This window comes from Microcystis sp. MC19 (assembly GCF_003019735.1).
In the GTDB taxonomy this organism is placed as follows: Bacteria; Cyanobacteriota; Cyanobacteriia; order Cyanobacteriales; family Microcystaceae; genus Microcystis.
In genome coordinates this window covers 1544073-1561878 of the sequence record NZ_CP020664.1, presented here as the reverse complement: position 1 = coordinate 1561878, position 17806 = coordinate 1544073, and the positions used below count along the sequence as shown (strand labels likewise).

Here is a 17806-nt window from a genome sequence, read left to right as displayed (position 1 = left end):
AGATGCTGTAGCCGAATATATAGCAGTTATCTTAATGGTGAAGTACAAAGTTTTCGTTTGTTGGAATCGGTTGTCGATGCCAAACCCTCTTATACTTCATCTTTATGATAAACCCTGTCAATAACATTGACGACTAATAGAGTTTTTTAACAAATATGCAGCCACCAAAATTAAGCTTAGGAACCAGATTATTTTTATCCCATCTCCTCGTTATGGTGGTGGGATTGAGTAGCTTTATTATCATTGCTAAATTATCTTCTCCGCGAATGTTTGTTTTGCGTTTGGAACAGTTAGAAAGGCAGGGATTTTTTACCGTGCGATCAGCGAGAACTTTCTTGGTTAGGGGTTTTGAGACAGCTTGGGATAGTAGTGCCATTTGGTCATTCATTGCGGGAGGAAGTGCGGCTGGTTATCTTAGTTTTTTGGTTTCTCAACGCATTATAAAACCGGTAAAACAAATAAAACAAATCACTAAAAATTTTGCCGAAGGGGATTTATCGGCGAGAGTTCCAGAAAGCGAAATACCGGAATTAAATCAATTAGCCATTAGTTTTAATCAGATGGCGATTAGTTTAGCCGATGTGGAAAAAAGGCGACAGGAATTAATCGGTGATCTTACCCACGAATTACGCACCCCTTTAACTGTGGTACGGGGATATTTAGAAGAATTAGCCGATGGTGCGATCGAACCTAATCCAGAACTTTATCAGAAATTAGTGAAAGAAACCCGCAGGTTAGAACGTTTAACCCACGATCTACAGGAACTATCACGAGCGGAATCTGGTTATCTTTCGATTAAACTGCAACCTGTTAATTTATTACCTTTGTTAAATTCTCTCATCGAAAAATTTGCCGATCAACTATTAGAAGATGGACCGACTTTACAGTTAGATTGTCCCCCCAATTTACCAGCTGTCATGGCCGATCCCGATCGCCTCGAACAAATCCTAGTTAATCTGCTCGGTAATGCCATTCGTTACACTGATAATGGCACAATTACCCTGCAAGTGACAAGGGACAAAAATCGCCTACAAATTGCCGTTATCGATACGGGAATCGGCATTGCAGCAGCGGATTTACCCTTTATTTTCGAGCGCTTTTGGCGGGCTGATCGCTCTCGTTCCCGTTATTCTGGGGGTAGTGGTATCGGTTTAGCGATTACCCGTCGTTTAGTGGAATTACACCAAAGTCAAATCGAGGTGGAAAGTGCATTAGGTAAAGGCAGCACTTTTCGTTTTTCCCTCACCATATCTGCCAATTTTCAGTGAACAGTGAACAGTAATCAGTAATCAGTAAACTGAAAACTCACATCTGATAACTGATCACTGATTAAATGCCGTGACTTTTGCCGATTACCCAATGACGACGGAAGAAGCGAGCGAGGGAAGTTTCTTCTAAGGATAAGTAAATCGGTCTTCCGTGGGGACAGGTGCGGGGATTACGGGTATTTTGCCAATCATCGAGTAAATTCTGCATTTCTTCTAAACTTAAAGCTGTACCGTTGCGGATAGCACTCCGGCAAGCGGTAGCAACCTGAGCAGTTTGTAAATCGCCTCCTAAACTTAATTCTAGTAAAGCATCAGCCCGATCCTCGCGTTCTTTGAGTAGAACAGGAATACTACGAATTGCCCAAGAGCGATCGCCAAAACTGGCAATTTCTAATCCTAAACGTTGTAATTGTTCGATTTGTCGAGTAGTTAACTGATTTAAGATGATCGGAGTATCTAACGGCACAATTTCCCAGTTATCCTCTAAACGTTCGTACAAAACCCGCTCATGGGCAATATGTTGTTCCACTAACCATAATCCGTTAGGATGTTCGGCAACTATGTAAGTTTGGTGAATTTGGGCCAATGCCTTTAATTCCAGCCGATTTTTCGAGGATTTTTCCCCTATTGTATAGGTGCTTTTTTCCTCGGCAGCCTTGAGAATTTGACTGATGCGCTGATTTTGCGCTTTTTCAGGTATATGTTCGGGATTTAGTCCTAACGCCTTGTCTATGGCTGAAATTATCTGTTCTTGCCAAAAAATGAGGTTATGCAGGTATATTTCCGCTTTAGCTGGGTGACGATTCCAATCGATCGAACGGGGGTTAAGATGTAGATGGAGAAAACAAACGGGATAGCGATCTTTAGGGACTGTGCGAGCGAAAGCTTTAAATATTGCCTGTTCTAACTCCGATGAGCGCACCATTCGCCCATTAACAGCAATTCTAACCCAATCCGGTTGATGGCGAGAAATGCGATCGGGCAACCCAATGACTAATTCAATTTGAGCCGATTCTGCGTCAGGAGTCGTTAAGTCAAGTTTTAGCGATGCTAAATCGTTAAAATGCAGAGATTTAACTAATTGGGGTAATATTTGACTGGCATCCTTACCAGGACTAATGCGTAACCAATCTTGATGATCTTGGAAAACCTGCCAAGTAATTTGAGGATGACAGAGAGCAAAATTATGAATTAAAGTCTGTATATCCTTTAATTGTTTGCTAATTGACGGTAAAGCTTGACGACGCACAGGAAAGTTACCAAAGAGATTCTCTACCGTGACGATAGTGCCGATAGCTATAGGAATCGTTTCTAAATTATCCGGCTCGCCTTGGTGATTGTAAAGACAATAACAACCTAAATCATCATCATGGCGACTGGCAACCCGCAGACGCGCCACCTGTGCGATACTGTGCAAAGCTTCACCACGGAATCCGAGACTGGTAATCTGCCAAAGATCGTCCCGTTGGCGGATTTTGCTGGTACTGTGGGCATAGCTACACAGTTGCAAATCCTCTCTAGACATTCCCCTCCCGTTATCCGATACTTGTATTCGCCAGTTTTGGGGAGATATATCGATGTTAATCCTATCCGCCCCCGCATCAATGGCATTTTCGACTAATTCTCGCACCACAGCGCCTAAAGAGTCGATTACCTCTCCTGCGGCAATTAAATCGATTACGTCTTGGGGTAAAACTTCTATGGGCAAAGTCATCAATTAATGGTTTTAGCCAAGGGCAAACTCGGTATATTGTCGCACATGGGGCCCATGGTAAGCTAAAACGATGTTTTGTTTGGGGACTCCCCTCGCTACCAATTTATCAGCGATCGCTGCTGCCGTGCCGTCCTGCTGCACTCAGATTTTATCTCAAATGTCGGGGTGAAGACCCTCGCGCTTAGCGACGGGATGAAACCCCGACCAATATAAAACAGCGAAGCACGACTAAAATCTTGACAATCTATGCTGTATAGGTTAAGACAAAATAAGTTGTTTGAGGTCGATAAGCAATGATTGTCTTAGAAATGAAAGCCGTGGTCAAACCAAGTCAGTGTTCTGCCATTGATGAAGCTATTCGTACAGTACAATTCATCCGTAATAAGGCTTTAAGGCTTTGGATGGATGCCAAGAGGGAAGACAAAATCGATAAATATTCTCTCAATAAATATTGTGCAGTTCTCGCCAAACAGTTCAAGTTTGTCGATACTCTAAATTCTATGGCTAGACAAGCATCGGCCGAACGGGCCTGGTCAGCTATTGCCCATTTCTATGACAATTGTAAGAAAAAAATAAAAGGTAAAAAGGGTTATCCCAAGTTTCAGAAAAATAATCGTTCTGTGGAATATAAAAACTGTGGATGGAAACTATCGGATGATAGAAAGAAAATTACTTTCACAGATAAGAAAAATATTGGCACGATTAAACTGAAAGGAACTAGAGACCTAAACTTTTATCCTATTGACCAAATTAAACGAGTTAGGATTGTTAAACGAGCGGATGGTTATTATGTCCAATTCTGCCTTAGCGTTGATATTCGGGAATACGCAAAACCACTAGAACCGACTAAAAGATGTGTGGGATTGGATGTAGGTTTAAAAGTTTTCTACGCTAACAGTGATGGGGAAACGGTAGAGATACCGCAATACTATCGCAAAGCGGAAAAAAGATTAAACCGTTTGAATCGGAAAAAATCCAAAAAGTTTAGAAAAGGTCAACCTCAATCAAACAACTACCAAAAGGCTAGAAAGAGATATGCTAGAAAGCATTTAAGAGTAAGTAGGCACAATTATTTGTAGGATGGGTTAGCGGTAGCGTAACCCATGCGGGCGTTGGGTTTCATGCTTCAACCCAACCTACGTTTATTTTATATTTAATTCCACCCACCTACTTAAGAGTAAGTAGGCAACGTAAAGGCTTTGTTGAAAAAGAGGCATGGGAGCATCCCAATTATGTAATGAGTATAAATGCTCGGAAGGGGGAGAAGGCTTTTGTAGTAACGATTCTGGTTTGAATCACACAATTTAGAGAACCGTTAAAAATCTATGAACTCCCGAAAAGGCTTGCCATCTAAGCATTTCGCATCTAAGTACAATTTCTTATTGCAAAAGTGGGATGCTCCCAAGAGGCATTGCGCGTCATTAAATCTAACGATTTCATCGCTTACGAAAACTTAAATATTCAAGGCATGGGAAAAAACTCTAAACTAGCTAAATCTATTAATGATGTGGCTTGGTCAACTTTTCGGCAATGGTTAGAATATTTTGGGTTTAAATATGGTAAGGCTACGGTAGCAGTAGCCCCCCATAACACGAGTCAAAACTGTTCTAATTGTGGTCAAAAAGTCTCTAAATCTCTATCTACAAGAACCCATATTGGTCCCGATTGTGGCTATGTAGAAGATAGAGACATTAACGCCGCTATCAACATTCTCAAAAAGGGACTAAGTACGGTAGGGCATACCGAAACTAATACGCTTGGGGAGAGATTCCCTCTGGTTTGGTTGGATACGTCCTGTCAGATTAAGGAAACTCGATGAACCAAGAATCCCTCGCATAAGCGCGACGGGAGTGTCAATATTAATAATATCAACCTGAATTATACAGCCATAAATGCGCGTGATGCTGTCCCTGCAACCCAGATGAACCAAGAGATAAAGAGCCGGTTCGGTATCAAAAACTGTTTCAGTTTTGACGGGATCACTAGGCGCTCTCAGTAGGGAATCTGATTTTTGTGAATTACTGTTGGTAAGAGTGCGCGACCGAGAAAATATTGATAGAGTATTGATGAGGAGACCAGGAAAAATTCAACTTTAAGAGGATTTTCACTGATGACAGCAGTTACCGAAAATGATCTGAAAAGGTTAGAAGATTTAATCGTTAGCGGACAGAAAGCGATCGAATCCCGACTGACAAACCGAGAAAATGGACAGAAGGCGATCAAAAACAGTCCACTAGGAGAAATTAAAGGAGATATTAAGGCCTTGCATGCCAAAGTTACGGGACTAGAAAAGCGGGTTGACGATCTCAACGCACAAGTCAACATTACCACCATTGGATTCCTTAGCATTGTCGGCATTTTGGTGACAGGAATGCTGACTATTGCCGGCAAAACAGTCTTTTTCCACAGTCCCTAGAATAAGTCGGTATATGGTTCTGCTCGCTGTCTATCCCGGGGAGAAATCCCTCTGGCGTTTCTCCAGTGCGAAATCTGGGCTAAAAATTGGCCCGGTCAGGAAATCTTGATCTTAAATTCCCCAAAAATTGCGCTAGGATCGGCTTAATAGCACAGGAGAGGCGATCGATTGGGATAACCGATCCTGTGGTTTGAAAACGTGACTGTATAATTGTTAGAGTGTCAATAGATAAATTCCAGAGGAATCATGAGCAATATCCAAGATAAAATTCAAGAAGAGCGAAAAAACGCCAGAGCCGTCTGTAGTACGGAAGGTGCCACCTCTGGCGAATGCGCCGCCGCTTGGGATGCGGTGGAAGAATTACAAGCAGAAGCCGCTCACCAACGTCAAGACCACCCCCAAAAAACCTACTTCGAACAGTATTGTGATGATAATCCCGATGCCGCCGAGTGTCGCGTTTATGACGATTAATGGAGTCGGGCAGCGGTTTTTTCTCTCCTGACAGTAGAATCCTAGCTTTAGGGCGATCTCAACTATAAAGAGATCGCCCCTCGTTGCTAGATGAATAATCGTGGTGTTAAGTAGTCGTGCAAAATTAATTTCCTAGTGAAGATAGGCAAGAGGCAAAAGGCAGGAGGCAAGAGGTGGTTAGATATGTGTAATTAATTTTGCTTAGGTACTTAGCAAAACAGAGTTATTTCCCTACACCACAGCACTAAGAAAAGAGTTTAAATTTGTTGATCATTTACATTCCCATACTTGCCAGACTGCTGTAGAACGACAAAATAATAATAAAAACAATTAACCGTTATTTTTGATGGTAAAGTCTTTCATTCTGAGACAGGCAAAATCTCATACCCGTTACCTGATTTCCATCGTCTCAGAAGCAGAAATACCAGAAAAACCTTGAGGAGATGCTCGGGACATTTTAGAAGATATGGCTGGAACTATTCAAGTCCCAGAAGACTGGTCAAAAGAAGAGGACTTTTATCTTGATGGAACACCGCACCGATGTCTTTAAGAATGTTGGGTTTCTCTCGAACCATTGCATCGAGCAGTTTTATCCTAGTAAAACTATTTATTGAATTTTGACATTTAATTTATAGCTGGCATTGCCGCGAGTTCCCCCTACAATTATTTCATAATTTCCAGTGGCTGGTAATTTTAAACTAGATTGGGTGGCTTCTGTTTTCAATATTTCCCCATTCGGTGCAATCACATCAAATACGGCATTATTTTCTAACGATGTAATTTTCAGATCCATTCTCTGTCCTTGATTCGCTCTTAATAAATAAATATCTCTACTCCCTCGAACAACCGATTGATTAACGGTGGCGCTATTAGTTCCTGGTGCAAACCGGATTTGAGACACTAAACAAGGTTCTTTTCGATAAACTTCTCGTCCCGTATTCAAAGAATCTGCGGTTAACGTCCAGATTTCTCGAGTTTTTTGGGTGTCTAACTCAATTTTTGTCGTGATATTTAAGTTTAACTGATTTCCCTTTTTTGTTCCTTGTAAGGTTTGAGTATAGGAAGTATAATAAGATGCTTGTTCATTATGAATTGTAGCTTCTACCCGACCCGTGACTTGATTTCCCTGAATATAAATCCTTGCGGTAGAATCCAGATCATCATTAGCGACCGAAAAACAATAACCTTGAATCGAAGAAGTTCTAGACGCTTGGGCAATTTGTCGGGGGAAATAATTTGCCATTCCTGGTGTAACATTCACTAAACTTGTAAAAATGACTACACATCCTAATAATTTCATCATAATCACGACCATTCCAAATTTTCACTAATGCTAAACTAATCATCACCCCAGCCACCCTATTTATGGGAAGTTCATTTATGAACTATTTTAGCCGATTTTAAAGCATTTTGGTCTGGTTTTTTGCGATGTTGATCAAGATTCGTCGATTTTACTATTATAGCTCCTAACCCTAGAAAAATTAGAGCGGTTGTTACCGAAGGTTCAAAAATAGTTACAGGTGAATTTTGGATTAGATGTAATGTGCTTTCTTTTTGGATATTATAATCAGCTAAAGTTCGCCACTCTTCTAAAACCTTACCAGCAAATATCAAAGTTTGCTGCTCTGGGAGAATACCTTCTTTGTCTTGAATCTTATCTTTTATATTGTCAATTGTATCAGATGGCTCAACCTCTAAAGTTATGGTTTTGCCAGTTATCGTTTTGACAAAAATTTGCATCGCTATTGCTGATGTAGCTCCTAAAGCTAAAAAGGTAATGGTTAACAAAATAACAATTGTACTCTTAGATTTTTTAAGCATTGATATTCTCTCGGGTATTTTTCAATACTGTACAATATCTCTCATAATTATTCAACGCAACAAGGGAGCCTTATTGACAAAGACAATCCTTGAAACCTGATAAGCTGTACTGAATTTAAACTGGGTAGGGAAAATTTTAGTACAAATGCTCGAACTGCTTCTCCCTGCTCCGCAGCTCCGGCGCTCCCCGACAATCTTAACGAGTAATTTATATAGTCAACAGCTTAACCCCGATTCAAAAGCAGATGAAAAATGGCAGCAATTGAATGATAAGGAAAGGAGTTTTAAGCTTTAATAGCGGTAGTAGTGATTATAAATGAAATTAAAAGATATTGTCAACAAAGTCAAAATAGATTCTAGGAAATTAACTCAATATACTCTTAATTTAGACAATCCAAAAGGATTAAATAAAGCCCTCATGTTTCAACGGCACTTAGGATATACTCAAGATAATCATGAGCCACTCCTACAACAAATTGCCGACAAAGCTCTTGAAGCAAACGCTGTTTATCAAAGTACAGATAACCATGGACAACGTTATCAAGTCGATCTAGAAATTACAGGAATTGAACCGGGACAAAAAGAAATAGTCAGGACTGGATGGATTGTTGAGCATGATAGTGATACAGCTAGATTAGTAACTTTATATGTGAGAAAAAGACCATGATTAAACCAGAATTATTTGACCTTGTTGAATTATTAGTTGACTTGCCTGAATATAACTTAATAATGGGAGAACAAGGGACAATCGTTGAAGACTACAATGATGGTTGTTACGAAATTGAATTTAGTAATGATCGAGGGGAAACTATAGCTCTTTGTCCTCTGCCAATGCAGCAATTTATTGTCATCTGGAAAGCTAAGAGCAAAACGTGGTTATCTTTAATTAGTTAGGTGTTAAAAGTTGTCAGACACCGCCCTTATCAAGGGGGCAGGGGGGATCAGAGGCAAAATCTATCTTCAATTTAATTATAACTACTTACTTAACAGCTAACAGCTTTAATTAATAAATTACCCAAGGAAAAGCAACAAAAAATTTTAGATTTCACTCGCTCTTTACTGGACTTTCCGGTTGACAAAAGACCCTAAACTGTGGTGTATCCGCTATGGGGTGGCAGGGGGGATTAGGCCGCGTCTTCTAAGTAGAGATAAGGCTGAAAACTGATAAATACCCCGCTAATTTCTTGAATGTCTCCCAATTGGGAGATCGCCTCGTTAATGGTGTGATATTTAATCTCGATCAGTTTTGGCAATTTCTCCCGGTCAAGCTCGCCAACGCCAGAGCGAATATACTGATCAAGGATAAAGTCGAGAAACTCCCCTTGTTTTCCCGTGTATTTCGAGAAAATTAAATCTTTGTGCTTGATTACCCGCTCTTCTCTGGTCAGGGGTCTGGCTGCGTAGGCGATATAGGTCAGCACGTCGTAAATATCACTGTTTTCCGTGTTGGTGATACGGGCGATCGCCTGTAGATGCTCCTCGCCGTAGCCTTTTTCCGCGAGTCCAGTTAGCAGGGATTTGCGGGTGTCGGGTCGGCCCCAGAGAAGGCGTAATTCCGCTTCATCTTGAAAAAGATCGGGAATATCCCCGAAAAGCTGCTGGATAAACTCCTCGGCCGAGATCAGGTTTCCGTCAGCGTTCCAGAAAGTTGTTTTCTGGGTGTGTTCCAGTTCTCGTTCCTTGCCGTCGGCCAGTTTGATTTTAATTTTCTGGCGTATCGGCAGAGGATCCGGCTCGTCGAGAGGAGCTTCGATCGCGTCAGGTGGTTCGGGGCGCGGCCTCGGATCGATGACCACGGGTTCCTGCGGTTCCCCGTCCCATTCGGGATCGTTAAAGTTTTCATGGGCTTTAACAAAATCGTAGATAGTGAAATAGTCCTTATTATCGAAAAGGCGCGTCCCCCGGCCGATAATCTGTTTGAACTCGATCATCGATTTGACCGGACGCAGTAGAACGATATTTCTCAGGTTTCTAGCATCCACCCCGGTGGAGAGTTTGCGAGAGGTGGTGAGGATGGTGGGGAGCCTTTTCTCGTTATCTTGAAACTTTTTTAAGTGGGTGTCTCCCAAGCTGCCATCGTTGGCGGTAACGCGAGCGCAGTAGTTAGGATCGCTGCTGATGGCCATTTGATTGATCAGATCGCGAATGGCTAGGGCGTGGTCTTGATTGGCGCAGAAAACCAGGGTTTTCTCGTTTTGGTTGATCGCCTCCATAAAAATTTTTACCCTTTGGCGCTCCCGTTCCTCGATCTCGATAATCCGGTTAAAGTCGGATTCAGTATAAACCTTGTTTTCGTCGATATCGCCCTCGATCAGTTCATCGGCGGGATCATATTGGTACTCGTCGAGGCTGGTGGTGAATTCAACCACCTTAAAGGGGGTTAGGTAGCCCTCGTTAATGCCTTCTTTCAGGAAATAGGTGTAGAGGGGTTCGCCGAAATATTTGTAGGTGTCGCCGTTGAGATCCCGTTTCGGGGTGGCGGTTAATCCCAGTTGTACAGCAGGGGCGAAGTATTCGAGGATTTTTCGCCAAGTGCTTTCGTCGTTGGCCCCGCCCCGATGACATTCATCCACGATCACCAAGTCGAAAAAGTCGGGAGCGTATTCGAGGAAGTTAGGGGCCAGTTCCTCGCCGTTTTGGGTCATAAAGGTTTGAAAGATCGAAAAAAAGACACTGCCGTTTTTAGGGACTTTCTTTGTTTTCTGGATTTCCTTCGGTTCGATCCTAACGAGCGCATCTTCGGGGAAGGCGGTAAACTCGGTTAAAGCTTGATTAGCCAGAATATTCCGATCCGTAAGGAAGAGAATACAGGGCCGGTGGGTCGGTTCACCAGTGAGGTTCCAACTACTATAAAAGAGTTTCCATGCGATTTGAAGGGCGATCGTTGTTTTGCCGGTGCCGGTAGCCATGGTCAGGAGCATCCGTTTTTGACCAGCTGCGATCGCTCCTAGAAACGCCTGGATGGCGTTGTGTTGGTAGTAGCGGGCCTCCCGCATCCCGCTTTTATTATCGGGGGGGACGGTGGCGAAACGGTCGCGCCAGTGGTTGGAATCGGGGTAGGTGGCCGCCCAGAGTTCTTCCGGGGTGGGGTAGCGATCGATATAGCCTTCTTTTCCGGCGCGGGTATCCACTTGATAAATGCGGAGGCCGTTGCTACAGAGGGCGAAGGGGGTTTGCAGGCGCTCGGCGTAGTCCTTGGCCTGCCCAAGTCCCTCGGTGGGGTGCGCGTCGCGTTTTTTGGCTTCCAAGGTGGCGAGTTTGTGACCGCGATAGACTAAGACATAATCGCAGGTTTTCGATGAACTGCGCCGGCCGGAACCGATTAGACGACCGGGGGCAATAACCTCGCGACGAATTTTACTGTCGGGAATGACTCCCCATCCGGCGGCTTTGAGGGCAGGGTCAACCAGTTCGGCTCTGGTTTCGGCTTCGTTCATGGGCTAGAAATCAAGTTGGCTGATGGCTTCCGCCATCGCTCGATCGGTTATGTCGGTTTGGTCGGTTTTGGAGTAGAGGGTGATGAGGACGATGGCGGTCTGGGTTTGCAGGTAGTAGATAACTCGATAACCGCCGCTTGGCTCTTCTAGGTTCTGTGTGATAAGTTTAATTGACATAGGATCGATCAATCTTTGTGTCCTTTGTGTCTTTGTGGTTCGTTCCACCCCCTCGCTCTTGAGAAATGTATCTTAGAATACATTTTACCCACCAAAGCTGGGAGAGCCGCCGCTTTTCCCCTTTTTAATATCACTGTTTTTGAGGCGAACTTTGAAAACGGGGAAATTGAATCCTTGAATGCGATCGCCGGGGGTTTGTCCTGTCTGAAGGGTCTGAAGTAGGGGTTGTAAGTCTTGGCGGATGGATCGATAGCGTTTGGCGAGGATTTTGAGATCTTTTTGAAAGCGGGGGGTGAGTCTAATTTCGATGGGGTTTTCGTTAATCGACATCAATGTCTTCCCACATTCGATCTAGGGGGATGGTATTTCCCGCTAGGGCTTCTTGCATTCCTTGTTTAAGGTTGGCAACGATTTCCTCGTCTGGGGTGTCGTCTGGGTTGTGCGATCGTTCCCGTTCTAATTCAAGGCGAAAGGATCGAACGATCTCGTAAATCTGAGTCAGGTGGTCTTCAGGGATTTCGTGGAGTTCGTCGATGATTTTTTGGATGATCATGGAGCTACGGGAAGACGCTATTTACATTTTAACGGTTCTACTGGCTAAGAGAGCGTTCGTAAATTAATGTAAAAAAGGTGGACAGAATCGAAAAAGAGGTTGTAAGCAAGAAATAGAGACAAGGAGAGTACAAGTAAATGGAAAGACAACCCTATCCATCCGACCTGACTGATGATGAGTGGGAAATCCTTAAACCCTTGATTCCCGAGCATCAAGGAGTCGGTCGTCCGCGCACCGTAAATATTCGAGAAATTCTCAACGCGATTTTCTATTGGGTCGATAACGGGATCAAGTGGCGAGCCATGCCCCACGATCTACCACCGTGGTCAACGGTATACGATTACTACCAGACCTCTTGCAAAAGTCTTAAGTCGATCCTTGTACAGCAACATTTTTGAAGATTATCAACTACTAATAAATAATTAACTGAAAGTCCCTCCCATTATTGTTTCTATCGTTTGTTTTCGGATTTATGCAAGAGGTCTATTGTAGCTTGGAGATTACTCTGGTTAACCTATCAAGCACGCTTACACGGAGAGGAGAGTTGTGAAAGTTTTTTGGAAGAACATGAATGGCAATCTTTGTGTGCCACTATTCATAAAAAGAGTCCGCCACCTGAAAAGCCGCCCTCCTTGGCCAGAAGCGGTCAGAATGATTGCTTCTCTTGGGGGGTTTTTAGGTAGAAAAGGTGACGGTGAACCAGGTGTTAAAACTATTTGGTTGGGACTGCGAAGGTTACATGATATCAGCCAGACTTGGAAACTATCTCATCAAATTAGTCCCCCCATAGAACCCCCTTGAGCCATCTGGCACACTTTTCTCTTTTTGTCAAATTTTATGTTAAGAAAGATGTGACTAATGGATAGGTTATCAAGGGGGGCATCTGATAATTTTTAACGCCTACATACTTATCGAAAAATTATTGGCTGATTATCGTATCAACTGGCTTTTGTCTGTGATTTTACTCACAGTGTTATCCCTGTATTATCACAGTTGTCACTTGACCAAAACTTGATCAGTAGTTAGGTGTTAAAAACTGTCAGATACCGCGCTTAATAAGGGAGAATCTGCACCCCCGTTATCAAGGGAGGCAGGGAGGATACATCTTCAATTTAATTATAACCAGCTACTTGTTAGTATAATAAAGGTAACCATTCTTAGATGGACTGGCTTATGAACAATCGTTTATGCCTTCACCTGATGGCTAATAGGGAAAAAGGGTTTGCCTTGCCCCTTGCCGTGTTAATTGGACTTATCCTGATGGTGACAGGAATGACTATGATCATGCGCGCCCAAGGGGACCAATCGAAAGTAATTGCCCAAAAAGTCCGGGCTGATGCTTTAACAAGTTCCGAAACTGGAGTGGCTCGCGTACAGGATTTACTTAATAGCGTGCGAGTTATGGCGACGGTTGATAGTAATTGTACTTCCGGTGGCGATTGTTGGCAGAACGCCGAAGTGGTTGCTAATCCCAGTACCAATTTACAAAGACATTTAAAAAAATTAGTCGACGCCGCTTCCTCCTGCAGTAATCCCAACGATGCTGATACCTTGACGGCAAAAATCAATGAATTAAGAGGTTTGAGCGCAAATACATGGTTTGAGCTCGGTAATAATCGTTATTATCGCGTGGTTGGATACGATTATAGTACTGGTCCTGGTAAGGGAGTTCTCACCCTCGAAGGACGTTCTCGCATCAGTACCGCAACAGACCTAACTAACACTGGTCCGGATATAGATAGTGACGATAATGCCGCCTCCCGTAACCGCGTGGTGGTAACTATCCCTATTCTTGATGCCCCTACCCGCGCATTTAACCGCAGCACGGTCCCAGCTTTATGGATAAGTGAGGGAACGGCGGACGATGGTGCTAGTAGATTTCAAGGGGATGTGGTGGAGGAGGTGGTGAGTCCAGAATGTGAGGCTGAACAAGATAAGATTCAACAGCCCACACCCGCACTCAATCCCCCCTACACGGCACAACCACAATTTGTCGGTGTGTTTTTCCCCAATTTACCGCCGATTCCCACTGGCCTTCGCGATGAGCAGAAAAACCTGGCACTTACCAGTTCTGAAACTTTTCCCAGAACGGGAGACACAGCATCTCCCAGCGGAGTGTACGAGTATATCGTTAATAATATCAACTTGAGTAGCGGTCAGATTACCATTACTCCGGGGCAACGGGTAGTTTTTTATGTTAGAGGTAATATTAACGGTGCCATCGGACACGACTGTGGTAGTGTGACTGGCTGTAAACCGGGCAATCTACAAATTTATGCCGATAATGGATTAGGTTCCGCTGCGCCGCAAATTTGTCTGAGAGGAGACCAAACACTACAAGCGTTTATCTTTGCTCCTGACTATTCCCTCGGTAAAACCGGTACTGGTACTTTCATCGGTGCTGCCTGGGGTAAAAATTGGGGCGAAATTACAGACTGTCCCTCAAGTATCGGTGCTGTGGCTGTTACCCAAGGGGTAGAATGGACTGACTTAATCCAAGACTTGAAACCCCAATTTCCCCAACTTGATAAGATTGCCAATTGGTGTGAGGAACCCATCGATACCGCTCCGGATGAATCTGAGTGTGATTAATTTCCCGACTCCTTCACCCTCTCCCAGTCCCTAAAAAAGTTTAACTTATCGGGTTGATGGGGGGGGTTGAGGATTTCGGTTCAGGACAGGTTTTATTGGTGAAATCACAGCGATAAATTGCCGGTTTTTGCCAACTGAGGGGAATTTCCAGCAAATCCCTCGAACCAGTCATGGCTTGTCCCAGAAAGAGAGCCAGAGCGATACAATTGAGAATTGTATGGGCGATGCGCCAACGATGGGAACGGTCTTTATAGATATCTTCGACAATGGCCAGAGAGAAAATCATCAGTAATGATGCCGCCATGCCGATATAGTAGTGAGACCAGTACCATTGGTCCGAGAGTCGCCAGACCCCATCCTGAGAACCGATAATAATTAAACCGATGCCAGTCAAGGTGGCAAAAATTCCGCGCCAGAGAGCTTGTCTAGCGCGGTAGAGACAGACCAAAGAGGCAATGGTGACAAAAAACATCAAAATCACAAAAATGACCTGAAAGGAGTCTAATTTTCCGTCTTTTTGTTTATCGACAAAACCATTAAAACCGTAAACGACCGAGTAAGCTAGTGCTAACAGGTTAACCCCTACCACTGTACCCGTTAACCAGCGGCCTAAGCGTAGATGTTCTGGCCCGACCATTGGGGGAATTTTACTTTTATTTCCCGCGTTGGTTTCTAGGCGACGTTGACGGGTTTGCCAAGCAAAGTTAACTACGAGGCCGATAATAGGGAAAACGACCACTATCGCTAGGATAGGATGAATGAGAGCCAGAAAATCGACGAATTGCATATAAGTATCCCGAAAATCGTCAGCAGAAAATCGTCAACAGTTGACAAGCTATAGCCTTGTTTTTTTTAGCTTATCGCAGATATCAGGAGGCAGGAGATAGGGTGATAGGGTGATAGGGTTTTGGGGTGATAGGGTGATAGGGTTTTGGGGTGATAGGGTGATAGGGTTTTGGGGTGATAGGGTGATGGGACAGCTTCCCCACTTCCCCATTTCCCCACTTCCCCATCTCCCCACTTCCCACTCCCTTCTCCCCAATTCATAATTCATAATTCATAATTCCCATTTCCCCACTACCCCACTACCCCACTACCCCACTTCCCCATCTCCCCACTTCCCACTCCCTTCTCCCCAATTCATAATTCATAATTCATAATTCATAATTCCCATCTCCCCACTACCCCATTTCCCCACTACCCCACTTCCCCATCTCCCCACTTCCCACTCCCTTCTCCCCAATTCATAATTCATAATTCATAATTCCCATCTCCCCACTTCCCCACTTCCCACTCCCTTCTCCCCAATTCATAATTCATAATTCATAATTCATAATTCATAATTCCCATCTCCCCACTTCCCCACTACCCCACTTCCCCACTACCCCACTTCCCACTCCCTTCTCCCCAATTCATAATTCATAATTCATAATTCATAATTCCCATCTCCCCACTACCCCACTACCCCACTTCCCCATTTCGGACTAGGAACCTCTTTGATAATCGGCTAATCTAAAAGCAGCAATCCCTAGATTCAATCCTGACTATGAAACTACAAGAACTTTTAACAACTATCCCTCTGGTTTCCCCGATTTCTTCTCCTATCGCTTCTATTACCGAGATTACAGGAATTTCTACCAATTCCCATGCTTGTCAACCGGGAGATTTATTTATCGGTTTACCCGGTACTCGCGTCGATGGCGGCGAATTTTGGCGTTCTGCTTTGGAAAGCGGGGCCGTAGCGGCGCTTATCTCCCCGGCAGCCGCTGCTAAATTTCCCCCCCCGGAGGATGCTTGCGTAATCGTTGTGGCAGATTTAGTTACTGCTACTGCTGCGATCGCTGCTAAATTCTATCATTATCCGGCCCTTACCCTAAAATTAATCGGTGTGACGGGAACCAACGGCAAAACCACCACCACCCATTTAATTGAATATTTTCTCAGCCAAGCGGGGATTGCCACCGCGTTATTCGGGACTCTTTACACCCGTTGGCAAGGATTCCAAGAAACCGCCAATCATACCACCCCTTTCGCTAACGAGTTACAAGCTAGTTTAGCCAAAGCGGTGAGCGCCGGCAATGAAATCGCCGTCATGGAAGTTAGTTCCCATGCACTGGCCCAGGGACGGGTACAGGGTTGTACTTTTCCCGTGACGGTATTTACTAATCTCACCCGGGACCATCTCGATTATCACCTCGACATGGAGGATTATTTTGCCGCTAAAGCTAAATTATTTAGTCCCGATTATCTGCAAGGTAAGGCGATTATTAACCTTGATGATGAATATGGTCAACGTTTAGCGGCCTCCCTGTCTCCCCAACAGGTTTTAACCTATAGTGTGTCCGATGCTAGTGCCGATTTTTATACTAAGGATTTACACTATCAACCCACGGGAGTGGAAGGGGTGATGGTGACTCCCCAAGGAGAAATAGCCTTTGCTTCCCCTCTGGTGGGTCAATATAATCTAGCTAACCTCTTAGCGGCGGTGGCGGCAGTGTTAGAATGTGGTGTAGATTTAGAGACAGTAATCGCCCAAATTCCCCAGTTTTCAGGAGTACCGGGGCGGATGGAACGGGTTAGCATCGCGCCTGACCAAGATATCAGCGTCATTGTCGATTATGCCCATACTCCCGACAGTTTAGAGAATGTTTTAAAAGCTTCCCGGCCTTTTATTTCCGGTCGGATGATTTGTGTTTTTGGTTGTGGCGGCGATCGAGATCGGACAAAACGACCGTTAATGGGGAAAATAGCGGCAGAATTAGCAGATTTAGCCATAGTTACCTCCGATAATCCCCGCACAGAGTCTCCCGAACGAATCCTTGAGGATATTATCGCTGGCATTCCCCCAGAAATTACCGTGCAGGTAATTAGCGATCGCGCTTTGGCCATTGACACGGCGATTCAAGCAGCACAACCGGGAGACGGGGTAATTATTGCGGGTAAAGGTCATGAAGATTATCAAATTTTGGGGACGGAAAAAATCCATTTCGATGACCGCGAACAGGCCCGGGCCGCTTTGATGAAAGTGAAAAGGTGATTAGCGGTGATGAATTATCAACAAAAGCTAACATTAGTTGACAATTGACACCAGTAGCCAATTTTAAAATCTGTGATAAACTGGGGAGGATTAGGTAAGAATCCCAGTTAAGGAGCAACCCCTGTCTTGATAAGTTGCCCCTGCGTTAACTAAGCAATGACACAAAAAAGGCGCTGTTTTAGTCGATAACCAAAACGACACAAGCGCTTTGATTGTCTCAGTCCTCTGGTTTGAGACTTTGGGAGATGCCCCCTCTCGAGGAGAATGAGAATCTCCTAAAAGTGCATTGTTAGTAAGCTAAGACGCATTTAAAGTGCTTA

The 17806-nt window shown here is 44.1% G+C and carries 14 protein-coding genes and 8 pseudogenes; 13 read left to right on the top strand and 9 right to left on the bottom strand.

Features of this window, described 5'->3' with window-relative positions:
* Positions 1-155: 155 nt before the first annotated feature.
* Positions 156-1268 (top strand): cell wall metabolism sensor histidine kinase WalK, encoded by a 1113-nt coding sequence (locus tag B5D77_RS08020; protein WP_008197605.1) that lies wholly within the window; start codon positions 156-158, stop codon positions 1266-1268.
* Between the two features lie 61 nt (positions 1269-1329).
* Here the strand turns inward: B5D77_RS08020 and mutL are convergent, their stop codons facing one another.
* Together mutL and B5D77_RS08010 are read right to left on the bottom strand one after the other, a co-directional pair.
* Positions 1330-2982 carry a DNA mismatch repair endonuclease MutL gene (mutL, locus tag B5D77_RS08015; protein ID WP_106908606.1) on the bottom strand — a complete coding sequence of 551 codons (1653 nt, stop codon included), beginning with the start codon at positions 2980-2982 and terminating at the stop codon, positions 1330-1332.
* 12 nt (positions 2983-2994) lie between these two features.
* Positions 2995-3123, bottom strand: a complete 129-nt coding sequence (locus B5D77_RS08010; RefSeq protein ID WP_081504647.1) for an element excision factor XisI family protein — start codon at positions 3121-3123, stop codon at positions 2995-2997.
* Between the two features lie 152 nt (positions 3124-3275).
* Between B5D77_RS08010 and B5D77_RS08005 the strand changes: the two are divergent.
* The 5 genes and pseudogenes from B5D77_RS08005 to B5D77_RS27070 all read left to right on the top strand — a co-directional run.
* Positions 3276-4043 (top strand): annotated as a pseudogene (locus B5D77_RS08005) (RNA-guided endonuclease InsQ/TnpB family protein); the annotation flags it as partial.
* 344 nt (positions 4044-4387) lie between these two features.
* A pseudogene (locus B5D77_RS08000) lies at positions 4388-4801 on the top strand (RNA-guided endonuclease InsQ/TnpB family protein); the annotation flags it as partial.
* Between the two features lie 291 nt (positions 4802-5092).
* Entirely contained in the window at positions 5093-5398 is a 306-nt protein-coding gene (locus B5D77_RS07990; RefSeq protein WP_008197592.1) for a hypothetical protein, read from the top strand.
* A gap of 246 nt (positions 5399-5644) precedes the next feature.
* Positions 5645-5869 carry a Calvin cycle protein CP12 gene (locus B5D77_RS07985; RefSeq protein ID WP_008197591.1) on the top strand — a complete coding sequence of 75 codons (225 nt, stop codon included), beginning with the start codon at positions 5645-5647 and terminating at the stop codon, positions 5867-5869.
* A 208-nt stretch (positions 5870-6077) separates the two neighbouring features.
* Positions 6078-6179, top strand: a pseudogene (locus tag B5D77_RS27070) (transposase); the annotation flags it as partial.
* Between the two features lie 297 nt (positions 6180-6476).
* Here the strand turns inward: B5D77_RS27070 and B5D77_RS07970 are convergent.
* Together B5D77_RS07970 and B5D77_RS07965 are read right to left on the bottom strand one after the other, a co-directional pair.
* Positions 6477-7184 carry a hypothetical protein gene (locus B5D77_RS07970; RefSeq protein ID WP_106908605.1) on the bottom strand — a complete coding sequence of 236 codons (708 nt, stop codon included), beginning with the start codon at positions 7182-7184 and terminating at the stop codon, positions 6477-6479.
* 59 nt (positions 7185-7243) lie between these two features.
* Positions 7244-7690, bottom strand: a complete 447-nt coding sequence (locus B5D77_RS07965) for a ubiquitin-like protein (RefSeq protein ID WP_106908604.1) — start codon at positions 7688-7690, stop codon at positions 7244-7246.
* A gap of 316 nt (positions 7691-8006) precedes the next feature.
* Between B5D77_RS07965 and B5D77_RS07960 the strand changes: the two genes are divergently transcribed.
* From B5D77_RS07960 to B5D77_RS28015, 3 genes and pseudogenes are all read left to right on the top strand, one after another.
* A complete protein-coding gene (locus B5D77_RS07960; protein WP_008197578.1) occupies positions 8007-8357 on the top strand; it encodes a DUF6883 domain-containing protein in 351 nt (116 codons plus the stop codon).
* Positions 8354-8579 (top strand): annotated as a pseudogene (locus tag B5D77_RS27065) (DUF4926 domain-containing protein); the annotation flags it as partial. The gene B5D77_RS07960 and the pseudogene B5D77_RS27065, both read left to right, overlap by 4 nt.
* 98 nt (positions 8580-8677) lie before the next feature.
* A pseudogene (locus tag B5D77_RS28015) lies at positions 8678-8779 on the top strand (DUF4926 domain-containing protein); the annotation flags it as partial.
* A 35-nt stretch (positions 8780-8814) separates the two neighbouring features.
* On the opposite strand, the gene hsdR reads toward B5D77_RS28015, so the two are convergent.
* The 4 genes and pseudogenes from hsdR to B5D77_RS07940 form a co-directional block, all read right to left on the bottom strand.
* Positions 8815-11127, bottom strand: a complete 2313-nt coding sequence (hsdR, locus tag B5D77_RS07950) for an EcoAI/FtnUII family type I restriction enzme subunit R (RefSeq protein WP_106908603.1) — start codon at positions 11125-11127, stop codon at positions 8815-8817.
* Positions 11128-11130: 3 nt separating this feature from the next.
* Entirely contained in the window at positions 11131-11304 is a 174-nt protein-coding gene (locus B5D77_RS25795; RefSeq protein WP_157221716.1) for a hypothetical protein, read from the bottom strand.
* A gap of 105 nt (positions 11305-11409) precedes the next feature.
* Positions 11410-11634: pseudogene (locus B5D77_RS07945) on the bottom strand (type II toxin-antitoxin system RelE/ParE family toxin); the annotation flags it as partial.
* Positions 11624-11857 carry a hypothetical protein gene (locus B5D77_RS07940; RefSeq protein WP_008197566.1) on the bottom strand — a complete coding sequence of 78 codons (234 nt, stop codon included), beginning with the start codon at positions 11855-11857 and terminating at the stop codon, positions 11624-11626. The gene B5D77_RS07940 and the pseudogene B5D77_RS07945, both read right to left, overlap by 11 nt.
* Positions 11858-11994: 137 nt before the next feature.
* Here B5D77_RS07940 and B5D77_RS07935 point away from each other — a divergent pair.
* From B5D77_RS07935 to B5D77_RS07925, 3 genes and pseudogenes are all read left to right on the top strand, one after another.
* Positions 11995-12201 (top strand): annotated as a pseudogene (locus B5D77_RS07935) (transposase); the annotation flags it as partial.
* A 132-nt stretch (positions 12202-12333) separates the two neighbouring features.
* A pseudogene (locus tag B5D77_RS07930) lies at positions 12334-12658 on the top strand (IS4 family transposase); the annotation flags it as partial.
* Positions 12659-13030: 372 nt separating this feature from the next.
* A complete protein-coding gene (locus tag B5D77_RS07925) occupies positions 13031-14449 on the top strand; it encodes a hypothetical protein (protein ID WP_106908602.1) in 1419 nt (472 codons plus the stop codon).
* A 40-nt stretch (positions 14450-14489) separates the two neighbouring features.
* Here B5D77_RS07925 and B5D77_RS07920 read toward each other — a convergent pair whose 3' ends face one another.
* A complete protein-coding gene (locus B5D77_RS07920) occupies positions 14490-15236 on the bottom strand; it encodes a DUF4079 domain-containing protein (protein WP_008197555.1) in 747 nt (248 codons plus the stop codon).
* A 759-nt stretch (positions 15237-15995) separates the two neighbouring features.
* On the opposite strand from B5D77_RS07920, the gene B5D77_RS07910 reads away from it, so the two are divergent.
* The gene (locus B5D77_RS07910; RefSeq protein ID WP_106908600.1) at positions 15996-17486 is read left to right on the top strand and encodes a UDP-N-acetylmuramoyl-L-alanyl-D-glutamate--2,6-diaminopimelate ligase; all 1491 of its coding nucleotides are present in this window, start codon (positions 15996-15998) and stop codon (positions 17484-17486) included.
* The last annotated feature ends 320 nt before the right edge of the window (positions 17487-17806 follow it).